Source organism: Faecalitalea cylindroides (genome assembly GCF_028321995.1).
Classification (GTDB): Bacteria; Bacillota_I; Bacilli_A; order Erysipelotrichales; family Erysipelotrichaceae; genus Faecalitalea; species Faecalitalea cylindroides.
Genome location: NZ_JAQLXG010000002.1, coordinates 27,399 through 46,799 on the forward strand (window position 1 = coordinate 27,399; position 19,401 = coordinate 46,799).

The following is a 19,401-nucleotide window of genomic DNA, read 5'->3' on the forward strand; positions in this document are numbered from 1 at the left end:
TTGAGTGTTTTTCCTTTAAATAAAGGAGATTTATTATAAAAAATAAGGATTTTTACCCAAATCCACACAGTTATTATTATTACTTATATAAAATATATAAAAAGAAAAGGAGATTTTTATGCATTTTTCAATTGATCGAAAATATTTTTATGAAAAGTTAAGTGTCGTTTCTAGAGCTATTAGTGTTTTCTCACCACTTCCAGCTTTATCAGGAATTTGTATTGATGTCAAAAGTGATCAAATCATTTTAACAGGTAGTGATTCTAATGTATCTATTCGTTCTACGATCGTTCGTGGTGAATTAAATCAACTAGATATTGATTCAACAGGATCTATCGTTATTGAATCCAAATATTTATTAGAGATCATTCGTAAGATGGATTGCGCTATGGTTGAATTAGAATTAGTTGATTATTCTTTAGTAAGAATTTCAAGTGATAATGGTCAATTTAATTTAAATGGTATTCAATCTAATGAATATCCTAATATTGATTTTTCTCAACCAACAAATTCTTTTGAGTTAAAGTCTAAGGATCTAAAAGATATCGTTTCTCAGACATCATTTGCCTGCAGCGATAAAGACACACGCCCTGTTTTAAATGGTGTAAACTTTAAAGCTTCAAACAACACTTTATATTGTTCAGGAACAGATTCTTATCGTTTAGCTCGTAAAGTTTTGCCATTACAAATTAATCATGAATTCAATATCACGATTCCCAGCAAGTCATTAAATGAAGTAGTTCGTTCTATCAATGAAGATGAAGAATCAATTCACATTTATGTAGATTCTAAAAAAGCCCAGTTTATTTTTGATAAGACAATCATTCAGACACGATTGATCGATGGAACATTCCCAGATGTTGATCGAATCATTCCAACTTCTTTTATTTCTTCTATGGTCATTGATTCCAAGGAACTTGCCGGTGTTATTGATCGTACGAATTTCATTCGAAATGAAAAAATTCATTTGATCAAATTAGAATGTTCAAGCGAGATTACTCGTATCAAAACAAGTTCAAGTGAAATTGGAAACTCGGATGAAGTATTAACAAATTGTGAGTACACAGGAGAAGATATTACACTTTCCTGCAACGGTACATTTATGTTAGATGCTATCAAGGCATTAAACAGCGAAAAAGTAAAATTAGAGTTTTCTGGTTTGATGAAACCTATTAAGATTTATGATCCAGAAGATGACTCTGTAATCATGGTAATCGTACCAATTCGCAGTTATGACTAGTTTAAAGGCTCATTGCAGCCTTTTTTATTATTCGCACTATTCCCCTATTTATGATATAATAAACAGGCAAAGAGAGGTATTTTCAATGCATTTTAAGCTTAGAGATGAATATATCAAACTTGAACAACTTTTAAAAGCATGTGATGTTGTATCAAGCGGAGGACAAGTAAAAGAATATCTTGCCAATGTAGATTGTTTTGTCAATGGTGAAATTGAAACAAGACGTGGCAGAAAAATACGCGTTGGTGATATCGTTGAAACAGAAGGAATTCGTATTGAAGTAGAATGAATGTCAATCAGCTGAAACTAATTCATTTTCGCAACTATGAAAACACTTCTTTTTCTTTTGATTCCAACTGTATTCATTATCTATATGGTAAAAATGCTCAGGGAAAGACAAATTTGATCGAAGCAATTTATTTTTTAAGTCATCTTCATTCATTTCGAACCAATCAACTTTCAAGTTTGGTCATGAAAGAAAATGAATCTTTGATCATTGAAGCAAAAGTTGAGTCGAATAAACAAAATGAGCATTTAAAAGTTGTTGTCTCACATCATAAAAAGCATTTATTTCGTTTTTTGAATCCGGTCAATAAATATTCTGATTTTGTAGGGATCGTAAATGCGATATTGTTTTGCCCAGATGATATGATGATTTTTTCTCAGTCTCCAAAGTTTCGAAGACGTTTTATTGATATGGAGCTGATCAAGCTTTCTAAGACTTATACGACAACTTTATCTCATTATCAAAAGATATTGAAGGAGCGAAATCTTGCGCTTAAACAAAATGAAATAAATGATGCTTTAATTGATATTTATACAGATCAAATGATTCAAGATGAAAAGATCATATTGAATCAAAGAAATCATTTTATTGAACAGCTGATATTGAAAGCTAAACAAATCTATCCTTTTTTCTCTAGCGAGAAAGAAATCATAGATGCTAAATACGAAACGTTTGTTTCTATTGATGATGATCTTGAAGAAAATTTAATTCGCGCATATCAAAAAAGTTTAGCTAAAGATAAGTTGTATCATCAGACTAATTTAGGAATTCATAAAGATGATATTCAATTTTTATTAAATGGTTCCAATATCAATGATGTCGCAAGCCAAGGCCAAAAAAGAAGTTTCTTGCTGGCACTAAAATTAGGACTTGCACAGATCATTTATGAAAAATCACATCAATATCCGATTTTGTTATTGGATGATGTATTTAGTGAATTGGATGATATTCGAAAGAAACAGTTGATACAGAAATTACCTTTAAATATGCAGATATTTATTACAACAACAGAATGGATGGATCCATCGAGTTTTGGATCTAGACCGGTTAAATTTTATAAAATAGAAAAAGGTTCCATAAAGGAGGTAGACCATGGAAGATAGTTTAAAACAGGAGATACTGGAATTTGAAAAATTAGAGAATGAAGCTACTTTAGTAGATCACTCTTATACTGCTGATGATATCCAAGTATTAGAAGGATTGGAAGCTGTTCGTATGAGACCTGGTATGTACATTGGTTCTACCAGTTCACGAGGACTTCATCATCTTGTATGGGAAATTGTAGATAATGGAATCGACGAAGCATTGGCAGGTTTTGCTTCACAAATTGATGTGACTATAGAAAAAGACGATATCATAGCTGTTCGTGATAATGGACGTGGTATGCCTGTTGGAATTCATGAAAAAACAGGAATCAGTGCTGTTGAAACGATCATGACCGTTTTGCACGCCGGAGGAAAGTTTGGCGGTGGAGCTTATAAGGTATCTGGTGGTTTACATGGTGTTGGTGCCAGTGTTGTAAATGCTCTTAGTGAATGGCTTGAAGTTACTGTATACCAGGATGGAAAAATTTACTTTATACGATTCGAAAATGGTGGAAATACAGTAGCTCCTTTAAAAATCATTGGTCAAACAAAAGAAACGGGAACTTTAGTTCGTTTTAAGGCAGATCCTGAAATATTTAAAGAAACGACCGTTTATGATTTTGAAACATTGAATTCAAGATTGCGTCAGTTGGCTTTCTTAAATAAAAATATTCGACTTACATTAACTGATGAAAGAGAAGAAGAACCTGTTCATGTGGATTATCACTATGCAGGTGGAATCATGGAGTATGTACGATATTTAAATAAATCTCGTTCTGTTTTATCAGATAAGGTTATTTATGTTGAAGGATTGCAGGATGGAATACTAGCTGAAGTTGCTTTGCAGTATAACGATGGATATCAGTCACAGATTTATTCTTTCTGTAATAATATTCATACTCATGAAGGTGGTTTTCATGAAGATGGATTTAGAATGGCGTTGACACGTGTCATCAATAATTACGCAAAGAATAATAACTTGATCAAAAAAGAGGAAACATTGTCACAAGATGATGTAAAAGAAGGACTTGTTGCAATTATCTCCATTAAGCATCCAGATCCTCAATATGAAGGACAAACTAAGACAAAACTTGGTAACTCTGAAGTAAGAAAAATTGTATCCAATATTGCCGGTGATCAGATTGCACGTTTCTTTTTGGAAAATCCAAACGATGCCAAGGCCATTGTAGATAAGGCAATTGTTGCATCCAAGGCAAGGATTGCAGCTAAAAAAGCACGTGAATTAACACGCAGAAAGTCAGCTTTAGATGGAATCAGTTCTTTGCCAGGAAAACTAACAGATTGTTCCAGTAAAGATGCCAGCGAATGCGAAATTTATATTGTCGAGGGTGATTCTGCCGGAGGTAGTGCAAAACAAGGACGTGATGCCAAAACACAGGCTATCTTACCTTTGCGAGGAAAAATATTGAATGTTGAAAAAGCTAGAACGCATCGTATTTTTGAAAATGCAGAGATTCGCAGCATGATCACAGCCTTTGGGTGTGGTATACAAGATGAAGTAGATTTAGATAAATTACGTTATCATAAGATCGTAATCATGACCGATGCCGATGTAGATGGTAGTCATATCTGTACTTTGATGTTGACATTCTTATATCGTTTTATGAAACCAGTTATTGAAAATGGATATGTATATATCGCACAGCCACCTTTATATAAGATCCAAAAAGGTAAGAAGATAGCGTATGCGTATAAAGAAGAAGAAATGCCGGCATTAAGAGAAGAATTTAAAGATGGTTATAAGATTCAGCGTTATAAAGGTCTTGGAGAAATGGATGCAGAACAGTTATGGGAAACTACGATGGATCCAAAAAACCGTGTATTAAAAAGAGTTACGATAGATGATGCGATGGAAGCAGATAATGTATTCAACATGTTGATGGGAGAAGATGTAGAACCTCGTCGCGAATTCATTACTAAAAATGCAACTTACGCAAAACTTGACTATTAATAGGAGGTCATGAAATGGAAGAAAATAAAAAATATGACCAGATAGAAGATGTTGAAATATCCAAAGAGATGCAGGAAGCATTTCTTGATTATTCAATGTCTGTAATCGTACAACGAGCTTTACCGGATGTACGAGATGGAATGAAACCCGTTCATAGACGAATTCTTCATGCGATGAATCAATTGAATATTACTTCCAGTGTCGCACATAAAAAAAGTGCACGTATCGTCGGTGAAGTAATTGGTAAATATCACCCTCATGGAGATACTGCAGTATATGATGCAATGGTTCGAATGGCACAGGATTTCTCATATCGTTATCCATTAGTTGATGGTCATGGAAACTTTGGTTCCATGGACGGAGATGGTGCAGCTGCCATGCGATATACCGAAGCTCGTATGTCTAAGATCTCTATGGAGATGATGAGAGATATTCAAAAAGAAACAGTTAACTTTGAACCAAATTATGACGGCGAAGAAACAGAACCAACCGTTCTTCCCAGCCGTATTCCAAATTTATTGATCAATGGATCTGTGGGAATTGCGGTAGGTATGGCAACTAATATTCCACCACATAATTTAACGGAAACGATCAATGCAATCTTTGCGGTGATGGACGATGAAAATATTACTGTTCCTGAGTTAATGGAAATTATTAAAGGACCTGATTTTCCTACTGGTGGAATCATCTTAGGCAGAAAAGGTATTCGCCAAGCTTATGAAACAGGACGTGGTTCTATTATTATTCGTTCTAAATACCGCGTGGAAGAAATGGAAAATGGTAAGAAACGTGTTATTTTCTACGAAATTCCATATCAGGTCAATAAAGCAACTTTAATTCAAAAGATGGCATCATTGATTCGTGACAAAGCCATTCAAGGTGTTACGTATTTAAATGATGAAAGTAACCGTGAAGGTATTCGAATTGTCATGGAGCTTAAAAAAGATGTACAGGAAGAAGTCATTTTAAATCAATTATTTAGATTGACACCTTTGCAGACATCTTTTGGTATTAATATGCTTGCCTTGGAAAACGGGCGCCCTCGACAGCTTCCATTAAAGAACATTATTTTAGATTATATAGATCATCAAGTGGATGTTGTCGTAAGAAAAACACAATTTGATTTGAAAAAGGCAAAAGATAGAGCTCATATCTTAGAAGGATTAAAGATCGCAATGGATCACATTGATGAAGTTATTCATTTAATTCGTTCTTCTAAAAAAGATGAGGCAGGGCTTGTTCAAGAACTATGTGATGCTTTTGGATTAACACAAATCCAGGCAAAGGCAATTCTTGCGATGCAGTTAAGAAGATTATCCGGATTAGAACGAGATAAGATTGAAAGCGAATATGCGGAATTGTTGAAGACAATTGCTGATTTAGAAGATATTCTCGCTAATCATGATCGAGTATTAAAGATCATTCGTGATGATCTAACTGAAATCAATAAAAAATATGGTGATGATCGAAGAACCGAAATTAGTGATGCAAGCTTTGATATGGAAGATGAAGATTTGATTCCAGTAGAAGATGTGATCATTATGTTGACTGAATCTGGTTATATCAAACGCCAGAGTGTTGATACATATAAAGCTCAAAATCGTGGTGGACGAGGTATCAAGTCTTTAACGCTAAATGAAGAAGATAGTATTGATACAATGATCTCTATGTCTACACATGATTATCTTTTGTTATTCACAAATACAGGTCGTGTTTATCGAATGAGAGGTTTCAATGTACCAAATGCTTCCCGTACTTCAAAAGGAATTCCTATCGTAAACTTATTAACATTGGAAAAAGGTGAACAAATCAAAACTTTACAACCTGTACCAAAAGATTATAAGTTTAATGATATCGAATTTAAGAACTTACTATTTGTTACTAAAAATGGTATTGTAAAACGTACTTCTGTTAGTGAATTTGAGAACATTAATCGTAATGGTAAGATTGCAATCAGTTTAAAAGAAGATGATGAATTGGCATTTGTGAAGTTAACGACAGGAAATGATGAAATTATCATTGCCGGATCTAACGGAAAGGCTGTACGATTCAATGAAGATCAAATTCGTGTCATGGGAAGAAGCGCTGCCGGTGTAACAGGATTCAACTGTGATGGAAGTGAAGTTGTAGGTGTAGCTTTATCGAATGAGGGAAAGACAATTCTATCTATTAGTGAAAATGGATATGGTAAACGAAGCTATTTAGAAGATTATCGATTGACTTCTCGCGGTAAGAAAGGTGTTCGTACGATCAATATTACAGAAAAGACCGGAAAACTAGTCAGCGTAAAAGCTGTTAACGGGGATGAAGATGTTATGATCGTATCAAGTTCAGGTATCATGATCCGTACCAGCTTACAAAATGTAGGTATATACGGAAGAAATACACAGGGTGTAAGATTGATCAATCTGACAGATGATGCAAAAGTTACCAAGGTAACTCTTGTTGATCATGAGGAAGAAGAAACAAGCGAGAAATAAAATATAGGCACTTATTCATATGAATAGGTGCCTTCTTTTTAATCTATCAAATTTAATGTGTATTTATAATGAGTTTGATCCATACCATGGTTTTCATAAAATTTATGAGCACGGTGACGTTTTTGATTGGTTGTTAAATCTAATACAACACATCCATTATCTTTGGCATATGTCTTTGCGTATTCAAATAATTTTGCGCCTATGTGTTGGCTTCGATGTTTTGAATCAACACAAAATTCAATAACTTCTGCCACTTTATCACAATGGTGCATCTGGTATTCAATTTTTAAATCGAGATATCCAATAATATTATCATTGTCTTCAAAGACAAAAATATCATGTGAATGAATAAGCTCGTTCATGATCATTTTCATCTTATCAAGATCAAAACATGTTTCTTCCAAATCACATACCAATTTATAAACTTTTTCAAAATCAGATGAATTCATTTTTCGAATCATAGTGTTTTCCTTTTTTCATATGAATATTCCTATAGAATATTTTACTATTTGTTTGCAGAAAGTTCAAAAGAATGGTATAAAGATATAGTAAAAGCTTTGAGAAGGAAAAGTAAAATTGAGTTTTTTCATAGAGACGATATGGCTGGTGAAAATATCGATGAAATTCAATTTGAAAAGCACCTTTGAGTGATTTTATGAATTTAGTAGTAAAATCCGGTACATACCGTTATCATGTCAAGAGATCTTATTTTTAAGATAAGAAGGGTGGCAACGCGAGACATCGTCCCTTTATTGGGTGGAATGTCTCTTTTTTATTTTAGGAGGATTGAAATGTTAGACATTAAATTTGTGCGTGAGAATCCTGAAGTTGTAAAAGAGAACATGAGAAAAAAATTTCAGGATGAGAAGATCCCTTTGGTTGGTGAAGTTTTAAAAGAAGATAAAGAACTTCGTCAAGCTCAGCAACATGCAGATGATCTTCGTTCTAAGAGAAAGAAAATTTCAAAAGAAATTGGAATTATGATGTCTCAAGGAAAAAAAGAAGAAGCTGAAGCTATCAAAGCTCAAATTTCTGAGATTGCTGAAGAATTGGATGCTTTGGAAGAAAGAGAAGAAAAACTTCGTGAATCTGTAAAGAATAAGATGATGCAGATTCCAAACATCATTGATGACAGCGTTCCTATTGGAAAAGATGATTCTGAAAATGTTGAATTGGAAAAATATGGCGAACCAGTTGTTCCAGATTTTGAAATTCCATATCATACAGAAATCATGGAAAGATTAAGCGGTATTGATCTAGATAGTGCAAGAAAAGTAGCTGGAAATGGATTCTATTATTTAATGGGAGATATTGCTAGATTGCATTCAGCTATTATCAGCTATGCACGAGATTTTATGATCAATAAAGGATTTACATATGTTATTCCACCTTACATGATTCGCAGTTCTGTAGTAAATGGTGTAATGTCATTTGCGGAAATGGAAGGTATGATGTATAAGATTGAAGGTGAAGATCTATACTTGATTGGAACGAGTGAACATTCTATGATTGGTAAATTTATTGATACGATCTTAGATGAAAAAGATCTTCCTTATACATATACTTCTTATTCTCCATGTTTCAGAAAAGAAAAAGGTGCACATGGTATAGAAGAACGTGGTGTTTATCGAATTCACCAGTTCGAAAAACAAGAAATGATCGTTGTTTGTAAACCAGAAGAAAGTATGGAATGGTTTAAAAAATTGTATATGAATACAGTTGAGTTCTTTAGAACTTTAGATATTCCTGTACGTACATTGGAATGTTGTTCTGGTGATTTGGCAGATCTTAAATGTAAATCTGTAGATGTAGAAGCTTGGTCTCCTCGTCAGAAAAAATATTTTGAAGTAGGAAGTTGTTCTAATTTGACAGATGCTCAGGCAAGACGTTTAAAGATTCGTGTAAAAGATGATAAAGGAAATAAATACTTTGCACATACTCTAAATAATACATGTGTTGCTCCACCAAGAATGTTGATTGCTTTCTTAGAAAATAATTTACAGGAAGATGGAAGTGTATTGATTCCTGAAGCATTACAACCATATATGGGAGGAACTAAAAAAATAGGATAAAAAAAGTGCTATTGGTTATATGCCAATAGCTTTTTATTTCACATAAAATGTTTTCATATCATCCAATCTCAATGCAGCAAACTGACAATCTTCATTATTGCAGGAACAGCCACAATCAATATCAATATAATTGGATTGCATGATATCAGATTTATTATGAAAGATTTCATACTTTCCATGATAATAAGTAGATATCGTATGGCCGGCAACAAGAATTTTATCTTGTAAGATTACTTCATTTGGATCTACACGCTGCCAAACAAAGAGAATAGGATCATCAATATCTTTTAAATAGAGAGTTCCTTCCTTTTCCAATTCAGAATAGCAGCCATGCGTTAAATAAAACTTTTTATCATTTACAACAAGATCTGTAATTGCAACCGGAAGATTTTTGATTGTGCTAAATAGTTCCTGTTGCCTTGATACTTCAAGTTCTAAAAAAGCATCGATCGTAGGCTGAGCTCCATTCAATACCCATTGAATATATTCCATGTTGATTTCTAATTTTCCTTTTCCCTCTTCTAGGGCCTGATACATCATATATTCATGATTTCCCATCAATAAGGTAAAATGAGGATCATTTAAAATATATTGTAATATTTTGATTCCGTCAGCTCCCCTATCAATCACATCACCAAGGAAATATACTTTATCATTATCTTTTAAATTTAAGAGATCCATCATCTTTTCGAATTTATCCCAAAGACCATGAATATCACTCATTACATATGTAGCCATATTATGTCCTTCTTTACTTATAGTGTATCATAAAAAATAAGTTTATACTTTTCAATTGAATCATATTTATGTTAATATATATAAGCTACTACAATGATATCTTATGAATCAGGTCAGGTCGGGAACGAAGCAGCCTTAAGTATGCTCTATCATGTGTAGTAGTTTTTTTATATAAAGGAAGATCATATGAATGATGACAAGATGATGAAAGAAGCAATCAAACAGGCACTTAAAGCAAAAGAAATTGATGAAGTTCCAATTGGTTGCGTAATTGTAAAAGATGGTAAGATTATTTCAAGAGCTTACAACAAAAGAGAAAAGATGAATCAAAGCATAGCACATGCTGAAATATTAGCTATCCAAAAAGCATGTCGTAAATTGGATTCCTGGCGATTAGATGAATGTGATTTATTTGTTACTCTAGAACCATGTCCAATGTGTGCTGGGGCTATTATTCAATCAAGAATAAAAAGAGTAGTATTTGGTGCATATGATCCAAAAGGTGGAAGTGTTGAAACCTGTACTAAACTATTTGATGTAAAGGAATATAATCATCATCCTGAATATATAGGAGGTATTCTTGAACCTCAGTGTTCTCAACTGTTAAAAGTTTTTTTTAAAGAAAAAAGAATGAAATCAAAGCAAATAAAATAGTTATGTTTGAATATTTTATAGTCAGCCAGTCATTTGACTGGTCTTTTTTTGTGCATACAAAAATGAATATACATTTGATATAATATAGGCATTAGAAAGAGTGATAATATGGCATATCAGGCACTATATAGAAAGTATAGACCATCCAATTTTGATGAAGTAGTTGGTCAGCAACTTATTATACAAACATTAAAGAATGCAATTGTGCAAAATCGTATTGCGCACGCATATTTATTCTGCGGTCCTAGAGGAACTGGAAAAACATCAATTGCGAAAATATTTGCGAAAATGTTGAATTGTGAAGATGAATCTAATAAACCTTGTGGAAAATGTACCAACTGTAAAATGGTACAAAATGGTTCACATCCAGATATCATCGAAATTGATGCTGCTTCAAATAATGGTGTAGATGAAGTTCGTAATTTGATTGATAAGGTAAAATATGCTCCAATGCAGGGTAAATATAAAGTCTATATTATTGATGAGGTTCATATGATGACTACCGGTGCTTTCAATGCCCTATTAAAGACAATTGAAGAACCACCTGCACATGTCGTATTTATTTTAGCAACAACTGAACCTAATAAGGTTATTCCTACTATTATATCTAGATGTCAAAGATTTGATTTTAATAAAGTGTCTCAAAAAGACATTGAAAAAAGATTATCAATCGTATGTAAAGAAGAAAAGATTGAAATTGATCCAGAAGCTATTTCTTTGATTGCTCAGCTGGCAGATGGAGGAATGAGAGATTCTTTATCCATTCTAGATCAATGTATCGCATATTGTTCATCTAATATTACTGTAGATAATGTAAGAGAAATTTATGGAGTATTAACAACATCCGATATAGGAAAGTTGTTTGAACATTTATATGCACACGAAGTCGATGCGTTGATTCAACAGATTCAAGAGTGTTCAGATAAAGGAATGGATTTAAAAAGATTAACCAGTGATTTTATAACTTTGTTAAAGGAAAGTATCATACTGGATTATTCCAGTAATTCACAGCTTGTTAGCAATACTCATAAAGAAGTCATTGAAAAGTATTTATTAAAATCCCCTTCCCCATTTCGCTTCAATGTTTTAAATGAATTAATGGATGTTTTTAATAAATATAATTATGCATCCAATGTGTTGGATTATTTAGAAACAGCTTTATTAAAATCAATATCAAATTCATATGAAATAAAGTCTAAAACAACTCGTGATGTTATAGAAGATTCAGATAGAGAAAACGAAGAAAATTTCGCTAAATCAAGTGATTTATCATATGATTTAACATCTGAAAAATCAGAAATTGATAAAAAAGTGCCTAAAAATAGCGAAAATACCGGTATTTCTGAGTTGGAAACAATTTCTGATGTTTCACGTGAAACATTAAAAGAGGTAGGAAATAAGGATAGTAAAATCATATTGAACGATGAATATATATTACAATTGCTGGTAGGAGCTAATAAAACAGAAAGAAAAATAGATACCGCAAAAATGGATGAAAGAAATATGTATTTAGCGGATTTAGAATATGCAAAATATGCAAATAGTTTGCGCAACATAGCTATTGTTGCTAGTGGAGATAAATACATTGTTGTAGCGGTTAGAAGTGAATTAGAGGCAAAAGAAATTAATGAAATGCAGCTTACGCAAGGATTTGAAGATTTTATGGAACAAGTTCTTGGAAAAGCAAAGAAAATATTTGCGATAGATCATATTCAACAAACAAGAGTGTTGGAAGAATTTAAAGAAAGAATGATTCAAGGTACCTTACCTGAACCAGTTGATGTAATAATAAGTAGAAGTAATTCATCTGATAAAGAGAAGAAGTTAAGTGAAGAGGAACAGATGATTGAGTTGTTTCCAAACATAGAAATAGTGAATGATTAGAAAGAGTGATAGATATTATGTATCCAAAGAAATTCGAAGATTTGATCCAGGCGTATTCTAAATTACCAGGTGTAGGAAGAAAAACAGCTGAAAGATATGCTTTTACTACTTTAAATTGGGATGAGGAGTGGATAAATGAATTTATCACTTCCCTATCTTCTATTAAAGATGGTATTAAACGTTGCGAAGTGTGTGGCAATCTATCAGATGGAGATAAATGTGAATTTTGTATGAATGATACAAGGAATCATAATGTTATATGTGTTGTACAATCTCCTAAAGATATAGCTGCGATAGAATCTATGCAGGAATATAATGGTGTATATCATGTTTTAAATGGATTGATTAATATTCAGAAAGGTATCTTACCGGAGAATTTAAACATACAATCGTTAGTGAATAGAATAAATGATGACATAGAGGAAGTGATTATTGCGACAGATCCTACAGTAGAAGGAGAAACAACAGCTTTATATATTACAAAGCTATTAGATGGAAGAACTAAGGTAACAAGGCTTGCTCACGGTATACCAATGGGCGGACATTTAGATTATACAGATGCACATACTCTATTAAAGGCTTTTGAAGGAAGAAAATAATAATATCTTATCAATCGTATGAATTATTTATGAATAATCATACGATTTTTCTTGTTTTTATGAATAATATATGATTTTTCAACCGGTTTTCATATTATTTTTACTAAATCATACGATTAATATATGAAATAAGAACACATGGACAAATATTTTTGTTAAAATCATATGAATAGTAAATAATATATGATTTAAGTATATGAAAATCATATATTATAGAAATAAATTATATAATATATATTCTGATTAGTCATATGAATAAAATGTGAAAAAAATATTAAAAATATAACTAAGTTATCAATTTCATATGAATGAGAGTAGTAGAAAATTTTAAATCATATGAAATAGAAAAGGTTGATTTTTAATTCATATGAATAACAAAAATAAGTGTGATTGTAATATGAAAAAGAGAAATAAGAATCCTATATAAATTATTGGATGTGAAAAATACATATGAATTTCCTATGAAGTTGTAGATTTTAAAAAAATATTGTGCTATAATCAACTTTGAAAAGAAAATGCTGATGTATGAAAATCATAGGAAAGGGGATCGACATGTTAGAAAATGAAAAGCCAATCGACGTGTTTTATGATATGGATATTTCTCAGATCTGCCAGCATTTTTCTAAATCAAGAAATACAGTAGATAAGGCAGTAGCAAAATTAGTAAAAGATTATCCAGATAAGGATTGGAAGTATAAAAATCCAGAAACAAGACGTATTACAATAAAGGCAGAAGGGGTAGAAAAATTATCAAATTACTTCAGAAAAGAAAAACATGAAGTATCTACTGTAGAGATGGAATTACGGTATGAGAATGATAAATTAAAAGCTATTATAGAAGAAAAAGAAAAATCTCAACAAAAAATAGAACAATTATATCAGGAAAGATTAGCGATAGAATTAGAAAAACATCAACAAACCTTCTTATTGGAACAGAAGTCAAAAGATGAAACAATTGAAAAATTAGAATCTGAAAATCAGATGTTAAAGGAAGAAAATTCTTCTATTGAATCCATGAAGAAAGAAATAGAAGAATATAAGAAAAAAGAAGAAGAATATAACTCAAAGTCCTTCTTCTATCGTTTAACCCATAAGTTTTGATCATTCATTGCTCTGGCAATTTTGCTAGGGCAGTTTTTTTCATATTTCGTATTTATATTGTTTAATATATGATTGAAAAACGAGATACCATCATGATTATCTATGTATTCATATTCCAATTCATAATCGATATGATTTTCATATGATGTAATATCAGCACATAATTGTCCATGTTCAAAATTATATGTATATCTTTCGGTTCGAAATGATGTTATCGGTTTTATATTGGTTGGAATATCATATTCTTTGATCCAATTTAAAACTTCTGGATCCTTAATTTCATTTATATTGGTTGTTTGTATTTCTTTTTCATATTCATAATGTGTTATTGAATCCTTTTTTATTTTTAGAGTAAAGATATGTGTATTTTCAATCGTACGTATTCTTAATGCACCATTCATATGTTTGATTTTTTGATCATTTGTATCATAGTATGTATTTGTTTGTATTATTGGTTTCTTAAATTCATATGAATTTAAGATTTTTTGAAATTGTTCTTTGCTTACTAAAATTTTTAATTCTCTTTCAATATAGTTTTCCATTTAAATCACCTACCATAAAATATGGTACAATGGTTTTAAGTGAAAGGAAAGTGGTATTGATGCGGTTTACGATTATTTCTCGTCCGGATGATCATTCTAAAGAAGTTTCTGATTATTTACGTAGACGATGTGAAGAAACAGGCTGGAAATTTGATGAATCTGATTTTGAACTGGTTTTATCTGTTGGTGGAGATGGAACATTACTAAGAAGTATCCATGAACATTTAGATAAACTAGATCATATATCTTTTGTGGGAATTCACACTGGAACATTAGGTTTTTTTACAGATTACACGGATAAAGAAATTGATGCATTTATCTATGATATCAGGCAAGATGAATGTAATATAGAAAAAGCACCTTTATTGAAATTTTCGTCACCGCAAAAAGAGGAAATCTTTTATGCGTTAAACGAAGTTCGTATTGAATCGTTATTAAAAACATTATCACTTGATGTATATATCGATGGTGAATTTTTTGAACATACTACAGGTTCTGGTATCTGTGTCAGCACACAAGCCGGTTCGACTGCTATTAATAGAGCTTTACAGGGGGCTGTAATTGATTCTGGACTTAATGTATTACAGCTTTGTGAAATTATGCCGATAGCTCATAAATCACATCATTCTTTACGATCTCCGTATATCATGAAATCTGATCGAAAAATTTTGGTAAAAGGTGAAGATCTGAGTTTAGCACATGCTGGATATGATCACTTGGAAACGGATTTAAATGGAATATCAGAAATAATGATCAGTACTTCGGATAAATACGTTCGATTCGCCCGCTATCGCAAGTATTCATATTTAAAACGTTTAAAGAATCTATATTAAAAGGTTATCTGAATGATAACCTTGATTTTTTTGTTCTCTTTATCTTTTTGAATTTTTTAAATTTTGGAGGGTGTATCTCAATATTGTTTTTAGATAATGGAGAGATATTCATGATGATACCAAAGGCAATAAAATAAGATAAAATACTACTTCCACCATATGAAATAAGTGGTAAAGTAATACCGGTGATTGGTAATAAACCAACGATCATTCCTAAATTTTGTATTTGTTGATATAACAACATAGAAATAATGCCTATGACGATAAAACGATCTGTTTTATTTTTAGTATTATAAGCAATCTTACATAAATACAAATCCATCAGCATACATATAAATAAGATGAAAGTTGTACCTAATAATCCAAAACACTGCCCAATTGCCGCAAAGATAAAGTCTGTATGAGCTTCTGGAATGGCAATGATGTTTGCCTGTAAACCATAGCCTGTCAGTCCGGCACTTCCAAGTGATAACAAGGCAGTATATAGCTGGTTGGAACTACCTGTAATATAACTTTCTGGATCCAGCCAGGATTCAATACGCTGTAAACGATAAGCTGAGATAAAAGATGATAAGACATCCGGAAATTGGAAGTATAAAAAGAAGAATCCGCCGATAAAGAGAATGATCAATGCCGCAAGGATCCATACATATTGTTTTTTAATACCAGAGCACATTAACAAGACTAAAGTATTAAAACAGATGATAAGACATAATCCGGTATCCGGCTGAAGAAAGATCAGGATTAATGGAGGCAATAATATCTTGGCAAGTTCAATTAAAAGTTTTAAGTCATTTTGCCATGTTTGTTCTGGATATTTATCTTGATGAATATTGATTGTTTGAGATGTCATGATGATCAAAACAATTTTTATAAATTCACTAGGTTGAAAGCTACCTACAATTGGAAACTGAAACCACGAAACAGAACCATTGATTGATGGTGCAAATGGCAGGTGAATATTTGTGTTACCTGTAACACTAATCAACAATGATGAAATAAACAAGTAGGCAAGACATATTAATAAAAAATTATATATTTTTCGAATATAACGATATATTACTTCATTTTGAATCATTGTAATGATGGTTAATGCACCAAAACCAATGATATACCACATGATCTGACGACCTAGATATCCTAATCCACTTCCATCACTGATAAGATTAAATGCATTATATAAGGAAAAGAAACTAGTGAGTCCAAACAGGATCAGGATTCCAATAAAACCTATATCGAAAGAAAATGTATGATTCTTGATTGTTATGGTATGTTTCACTTACTATGCCCCCTAAGTTATTAATTAGTATAACATAATTTATGTTTAGACCAAAAAATTTGATATAATACTTGAGTTGAAGAGGTTAATTTATGGCAGAGAAAAAATATACTCCAATGATGATGCACTATATAAAATTAAAAGAAGAGAATCCAGATTCGATCCTTTTTTATCGTCTGGGAGATTTTTATGAAATGTTTTTTGAAGATGCGAAAATTGCCAGTCAAGAATTGAATCTTGTACTAACTGGAAGAAGTGCAGGCGTTGAAGAAAAAGTACCGATGTGTGGCATACCTTACCACGCGGCCAATTCATATATTCAAAGACTTGTAAAGAAGGGCTATAAAGTAGCTATATGCGAACAGCTATCCGATCCAAGCCAGTCAAAAGGACTGGTGGATCGAGGAATCATAAAAATCATCACACCAGGAACATATATGGATAGTGCTTTGGATGAAAAACAAACCAACTATATGGCCTCTGTTTCAGTATCGAGTTTTGAGATTGTTGTCATATATTGTGAATTAAGCACAGGTGAGCTAAAATATCAGACTTTAGAAAGATCATTGGTAAGTTTACAGAAAGCTTTGATGGAACAGCATGTCAGTGAAGTGGTATTACCAATGTCTTTTGATAAGAGATGGTTAAATGCATTTGAAGAAATGGACAGCATTCTAGTTTCTTTGCAGAAGAAAGCTTCTTTAGATTCTGAGGATGAAAAGTTGCTTCCTTTAAATCCTAGTGAAAATTTGATCAATGCATTTTCGCTGTTGATGGCTTATTTAAAAGAAACACAGAAACAGCATATTGATCATTTTATGCCGATGGAATCAATGGATATGGAAAAAGTCCTGGTCATGGATTTTGAAACCAAAAATCATCTGGAATTAACCAGTTCACATTCTACTAGTGCAAAAGCAGAAAGCTTATGGAGCTTTATGGATCGTTGTCAAAGTGCAATGGGTTCCAGACTTTTGAAGCGGTGGATCGAAATGCCATTAATTGATGTTAATGAAATCATCAAACGTCAAAAAGCGGTTAAAACTTTGACAGAAGATTTTTTATTACGAGAAAATTTAAAAGAACATCTTGTCTATGTATATGATATGGAACGTTTGGCAAGTCGTATGGCTTATGGAAATGCAAGCCCAAGAGATGTCCTTCAGCTTGTCGCGACTTTAGAACATGCCAAACCTATATTAAATCTTGCCGCTAATATAGAAGGTTGGTCAGAATTTCAGAATGTAAATGACTGCCATGAATTATATGAAACAATCCAAGGTTCTATTGTGGATAATCCTCCTTTGACTTTAAAAGAGGGTGGCGTTTTTAATGATGGTTATAATGCACAGCTTGATCAAATTCGAATGATTGCCAAACAAGGCAAAGACTTTATTTTAGAACTCGAGGCTAAGGAAAGAGAAAGAACACAAGTTAAATCATTAAAAATTGGTTACAATCGTGTTTTTGGATATTATATCGAAGTACGAAATGGAAATTTATCGGCTATTAAAGATGAATTTGGATATGTACCTAAACAAACACTTGCCAATGCAACACGTTTTATAACGCAGGAATTAAAAGAAAAAGAAGATCAAATACTGCATGCTCAGGAAGAAAAAGTAAAATTAGAGCAGGCATTATTTGATGATCTATTATCAAAGATCAAAGAAAATCTTTTTGATCTTCATACATGTGCTAAAGCTCTTGCGACAATTGATGTATTTGTATCTTTATCGCTGCTTGCTAGTGATAAAGGATACGTATGTCCTGAATTTCATGCAGAATCTAGTATTGATATTGTAGAAGGGAAACATCCAATCCTGGATGATCGAATGAAAAAGAAAAAATATGTTTCTAACGATTGGAAGATGAACAAAGATGAAACCATTCAATTGATCACAGGACCAAACATGGGTGGTAAATCAACATACATGCGTCAGAATGCTTTGTTGGTGATCATGGCACAAATGGGAAGTTTTATACCATGTAAAAAAGCAGTGATGCCTATCTTTGATCGTATCTTTACACGAATTGGTGCCAGCGATGATATCTTAACTGGAAAATCTACATTTATGGTGGAAATGATGGAAGCAAACATCGCATTGCGTTATGCGACAAAGCATTCATTGATTCTTTTTGATGAAATTGGTCGAGGTACAGCTACATATGATGGAATGGCATTGGCTCAGGCAATGTTGGAATATATTGATGAAGCTATTCAGGCAAAAACTTTGTTTTCAACACACTATCATGAACTAACCGATATGGAACAAGAACATCCTTCTATGCATAATGTTCATGTAGATGTAAGAGAAAAGAAAGAAGAAATTGAATTTAGATATCGTATTGTAGAAGGAAAAGCGGATAAATCATATGGTATCAATGTTGCACGTCTGGCTCACTTACCAAAAGTCGTTTTAGATCGTGCAAAACAATTATTGAATGAATATGAAAACAGGGATGATACAAAAGGGTATCAACCAAGTTTATTTGTCATGGATCCAGTGCAGCCTGAAAAATCAGAATTACTGCAGAGATTACAACAATTGGATATAGATTCTATGACACCACGTGAAGCTTTAGATTGTTTATATGAATTAAAGAAATTATCAAATGAAATAGATTAAGGAGGC

At 32.3% G+C, this 19,401-nt stretch carries 16 protein-coding genes, 1 other RNA gene and 1 other annotated feature; of the genes, 13 read left to right on the forward strand and 4 right to left on the reverse strand.

Annotation, left to right across the window (positions count from 1 at the left end; genetic code table 11):
• The first annotated feature begins 118 nt into the window (after positions 1–118).
• From dnaN to gyrA, 5 genes are all read left to right on the forward strand, one after another.
• A complete protein-coding gene (gene dnaN, locus PND65_RS01470) occupies positions 119–1,240 on the forward strand; it encodes a DNA polymerase III subunit beta (protein ID WP_271990341.1) in 1,122 nt (373 codons plus the stop codon).
• 85 nt (positions 1,241–1,325) lie between these two features.
• Positions 1,326–1,529 (forward strand): S4 domain-containing protein YaaA, encoded by a 204-nt coding sequence (yaaA, locus tag PND65_RS01475; protein WP_022356585.1) that lies wholly within the window; start codon positions 1,326–1,328, stop codon positions 1,527–1,529.
• Positions 1,526–2,629 (forward strand): DNA replication/repair protein RecF, encoded by a 1,104-nt coding sequence (gene recF, locus PND65_RS01480; RefSeq protein ID WP_271990342.1) that lies wholly within the window; start codon positions 1,526–1,528, stop codon positions 2,627–2,629. The genes yaaA and recF overlap by 4 nt, the downstream gene beginning before the upstream one ends.
• Positions 2,619–4,583 carry a DNA topoisomerase (ATP-hydrolyzing) subunit B gene (gene gyrB / locus PND65_RS01485; protein ID WP_022356587.1) on the forward strand — a complete coding sequence of 655 codons (1,965 nt, stop codon included), beginning with the start codon at positions 2,619–2,621 and terminating at the stop codon, positions 4,581–4,583. The genes recF and gyrB overlap by 11 nt, the downstream gene beginning before the upstream one ends.
• 14 nt (positions 4,584–4,597) lie before the next feature.
• Complete coding sequence (gene gyrA / locus PND65_RS01490) at positions 4,598–7,063, forward strand: DNA gyrase subunit A (RefSeq protein WP_087158240.1); 2,466 nt, start codon at positions 4,598–4,600, stop codon at positions 7,061–7,063.
• 38 nt (positions 7,064–7,101) lie between these two features.
• Here the strand turns inward: gyrA and PND65_RS01495 are convergent, their stop codons facing one another.
• Positions 7,102–7,524 carry a GNAT family N-acetyltransferase gene (locus PND65_RS01495; RefSeq protein ID WP_271990344.1) on the reverse strand — a complete coding sequence of 141 codons (423 nt, stop codon included), beginning with the start codon at positions 7,522–7,524 and terminating at the stop codon, positions 7,102–7,104.
• An 87-nt stretch (positions 7,525–7,611) separates the two neighbouring features.
• Positions 7,612–7,815, forward strand: a binding site (T-box leader).
• A 39-nt stretch (positions 7,816–7,854) separates the two neighbouring features.
• Here PND65_RS01495 and serS point away from each other — a divergent pair.
• Positions 7,855–9,135: a serine--tRNA ligase gene (gene serS / locus PND65_RS01500; protein WP_022356590.1), complete on the forward strand. Its 1,281-nt coding sequence runs from the start codon at positions 7,855–7,857 to the stop codon at positions 9,133–9,135.
• Positions 9,136–9,168: 33 nt separating this feature from the next.
• On the opposite strand, the gene PND65_RS01505 is transcribed toward serS, so the two are convergent.
• Positions 9,169–9,873 carry a metallophosphoesterase gene (locus PND65_RS01505; protein ID WP_271990346.1) on the reverse strand — a complete coding sequence of 235 codons (705 nt, stop codon included), beginning with the start codon at positions 9,871–9,873 and terminating at the stop codon, positions 9,169–9,171.
• A gap of 77 nt (positions 9,874–9,950) precedes the next feature.
• Here PND65_RS01505 and ffs point away from each other — a divergent pair.
• The 5 genes from ffs to PND65_RS01530 all read left to right on the forward strand — a co-directional run bounded on the left by ffs (position 9,951) and on the right by PND65_RS01530 (position 14,111).
• Positions 9,951–10,048, forward strand: an RNA gene (ffs, locus tag PND65_RS01510) — signal recognition particle sRNA small type.
• Between the two features lie 11 nt (positions 10,049–10,059).
• Positions 10,060–10,527, forward strand: coding sequence for a nucleoside deaminase (locus PND65_RS01515; protein WP_271990348.1), 468 nt, complete (start codon positions 10,060–10,062; stop codon positions 10,525–10,527).
• Positions 10,528–10,635: 108 nt separating this feature from the next.
• Entirely contained in the window at positions 10,636–12,411 is a 1,776-nt protein-coding gene (gene dnaX, locus PND65_RS01520) for a DNA polymerase III subunit gamma/tau (protein WP_271992414.1), read from the forward strand.
• A 17-nt stretch (positions 12,412–12,428) separates the two neighbouring features.
• On the forward strand, positions 12,429–13,010 hold the full coding sequence (recR, locus tag PND65_RS01525) for a recombination mediator RecR (protein ID WP_035401585.1): 582 nt from the start codon (positions 12,429–12,431) through the stop codon (positions 13,008–13,010).
• A gap of 552 nt (positions 13,011–13,562) precedes the next feature.
• A complete protein-coding gene (locus tag PND65_RS01530; RefSeq protein WP_172694796.1) occupies positions 13,563–14,111 on the forward strand; it encodes a hypothetical protein in 549 nt (182 codons plus the stop codon).
• Here PND65_RS01530 and PND65_RS01535 read toward each other — a convergent pair.
• A complete protein-coding gene (locus PND65_RS01535) occupies positions 14,087–14,653 on the reverse strand; it encodes a CYTH domain-containing protein (protein WP_271990352.1) in 567 nt (188 codons plus the stop codon). The genes PND65_RS01530 and PND65_RS01535 overlap by 25 nt on opposite strands.
• A 59-nt stretch (positions 14,654–14,712) precedes the next feature.
• Here PND65_RS01535 and PND65_RS01540 point away from each other — a divergent pair, with 59 nt between their 5' ends.
• Positions 14,713–15,486: an NAD(+)/NADH kinase gene (locus PND65_RS01540; RefSeq protein WP_022356597.1), complete on the forward strand. Its 774-nt coding sequence runs from the start codon at positions 14,713–14,715 to the stop codon at positions 15,484–15,486.
• Positions 15,487–15,490: 4 nt separating this feature from the next.
• Here PND65_RS01540 and PND65_RS01545 read toward each other — a convergent pair whose 3' ends face one another.
• Entirely contained in the window at positions 15,491–16,765 is a 1,275-nt protein-coding gene (locus PND65_RS01545; RefSeq protein ID WP_022356598.1) for an FtsW/RodA/SpoVE family cell cycle protein, read from the reverse strand.
• Between the two features lie 92 nt (positions 16,766–16,857).
• Here PND65_RS01545 and mutS point away from each other — a divergent pair, with 92 nt between their 5' ends.
• Positions 16,858–19,395 (forward strand): DNA mismatch repair protein MutS, encoded by a 2,538-nt coding sequence (mutS, locus tag PND65_RS01550; protein WP_271990354.1) that lies wholly within the window; start codon positions 16,858–16,860, stop codon positions 19,393–19,395.
• The last annotated feature ends 6 nt before the right edge of the window (positions 19,396–19,401 follow it).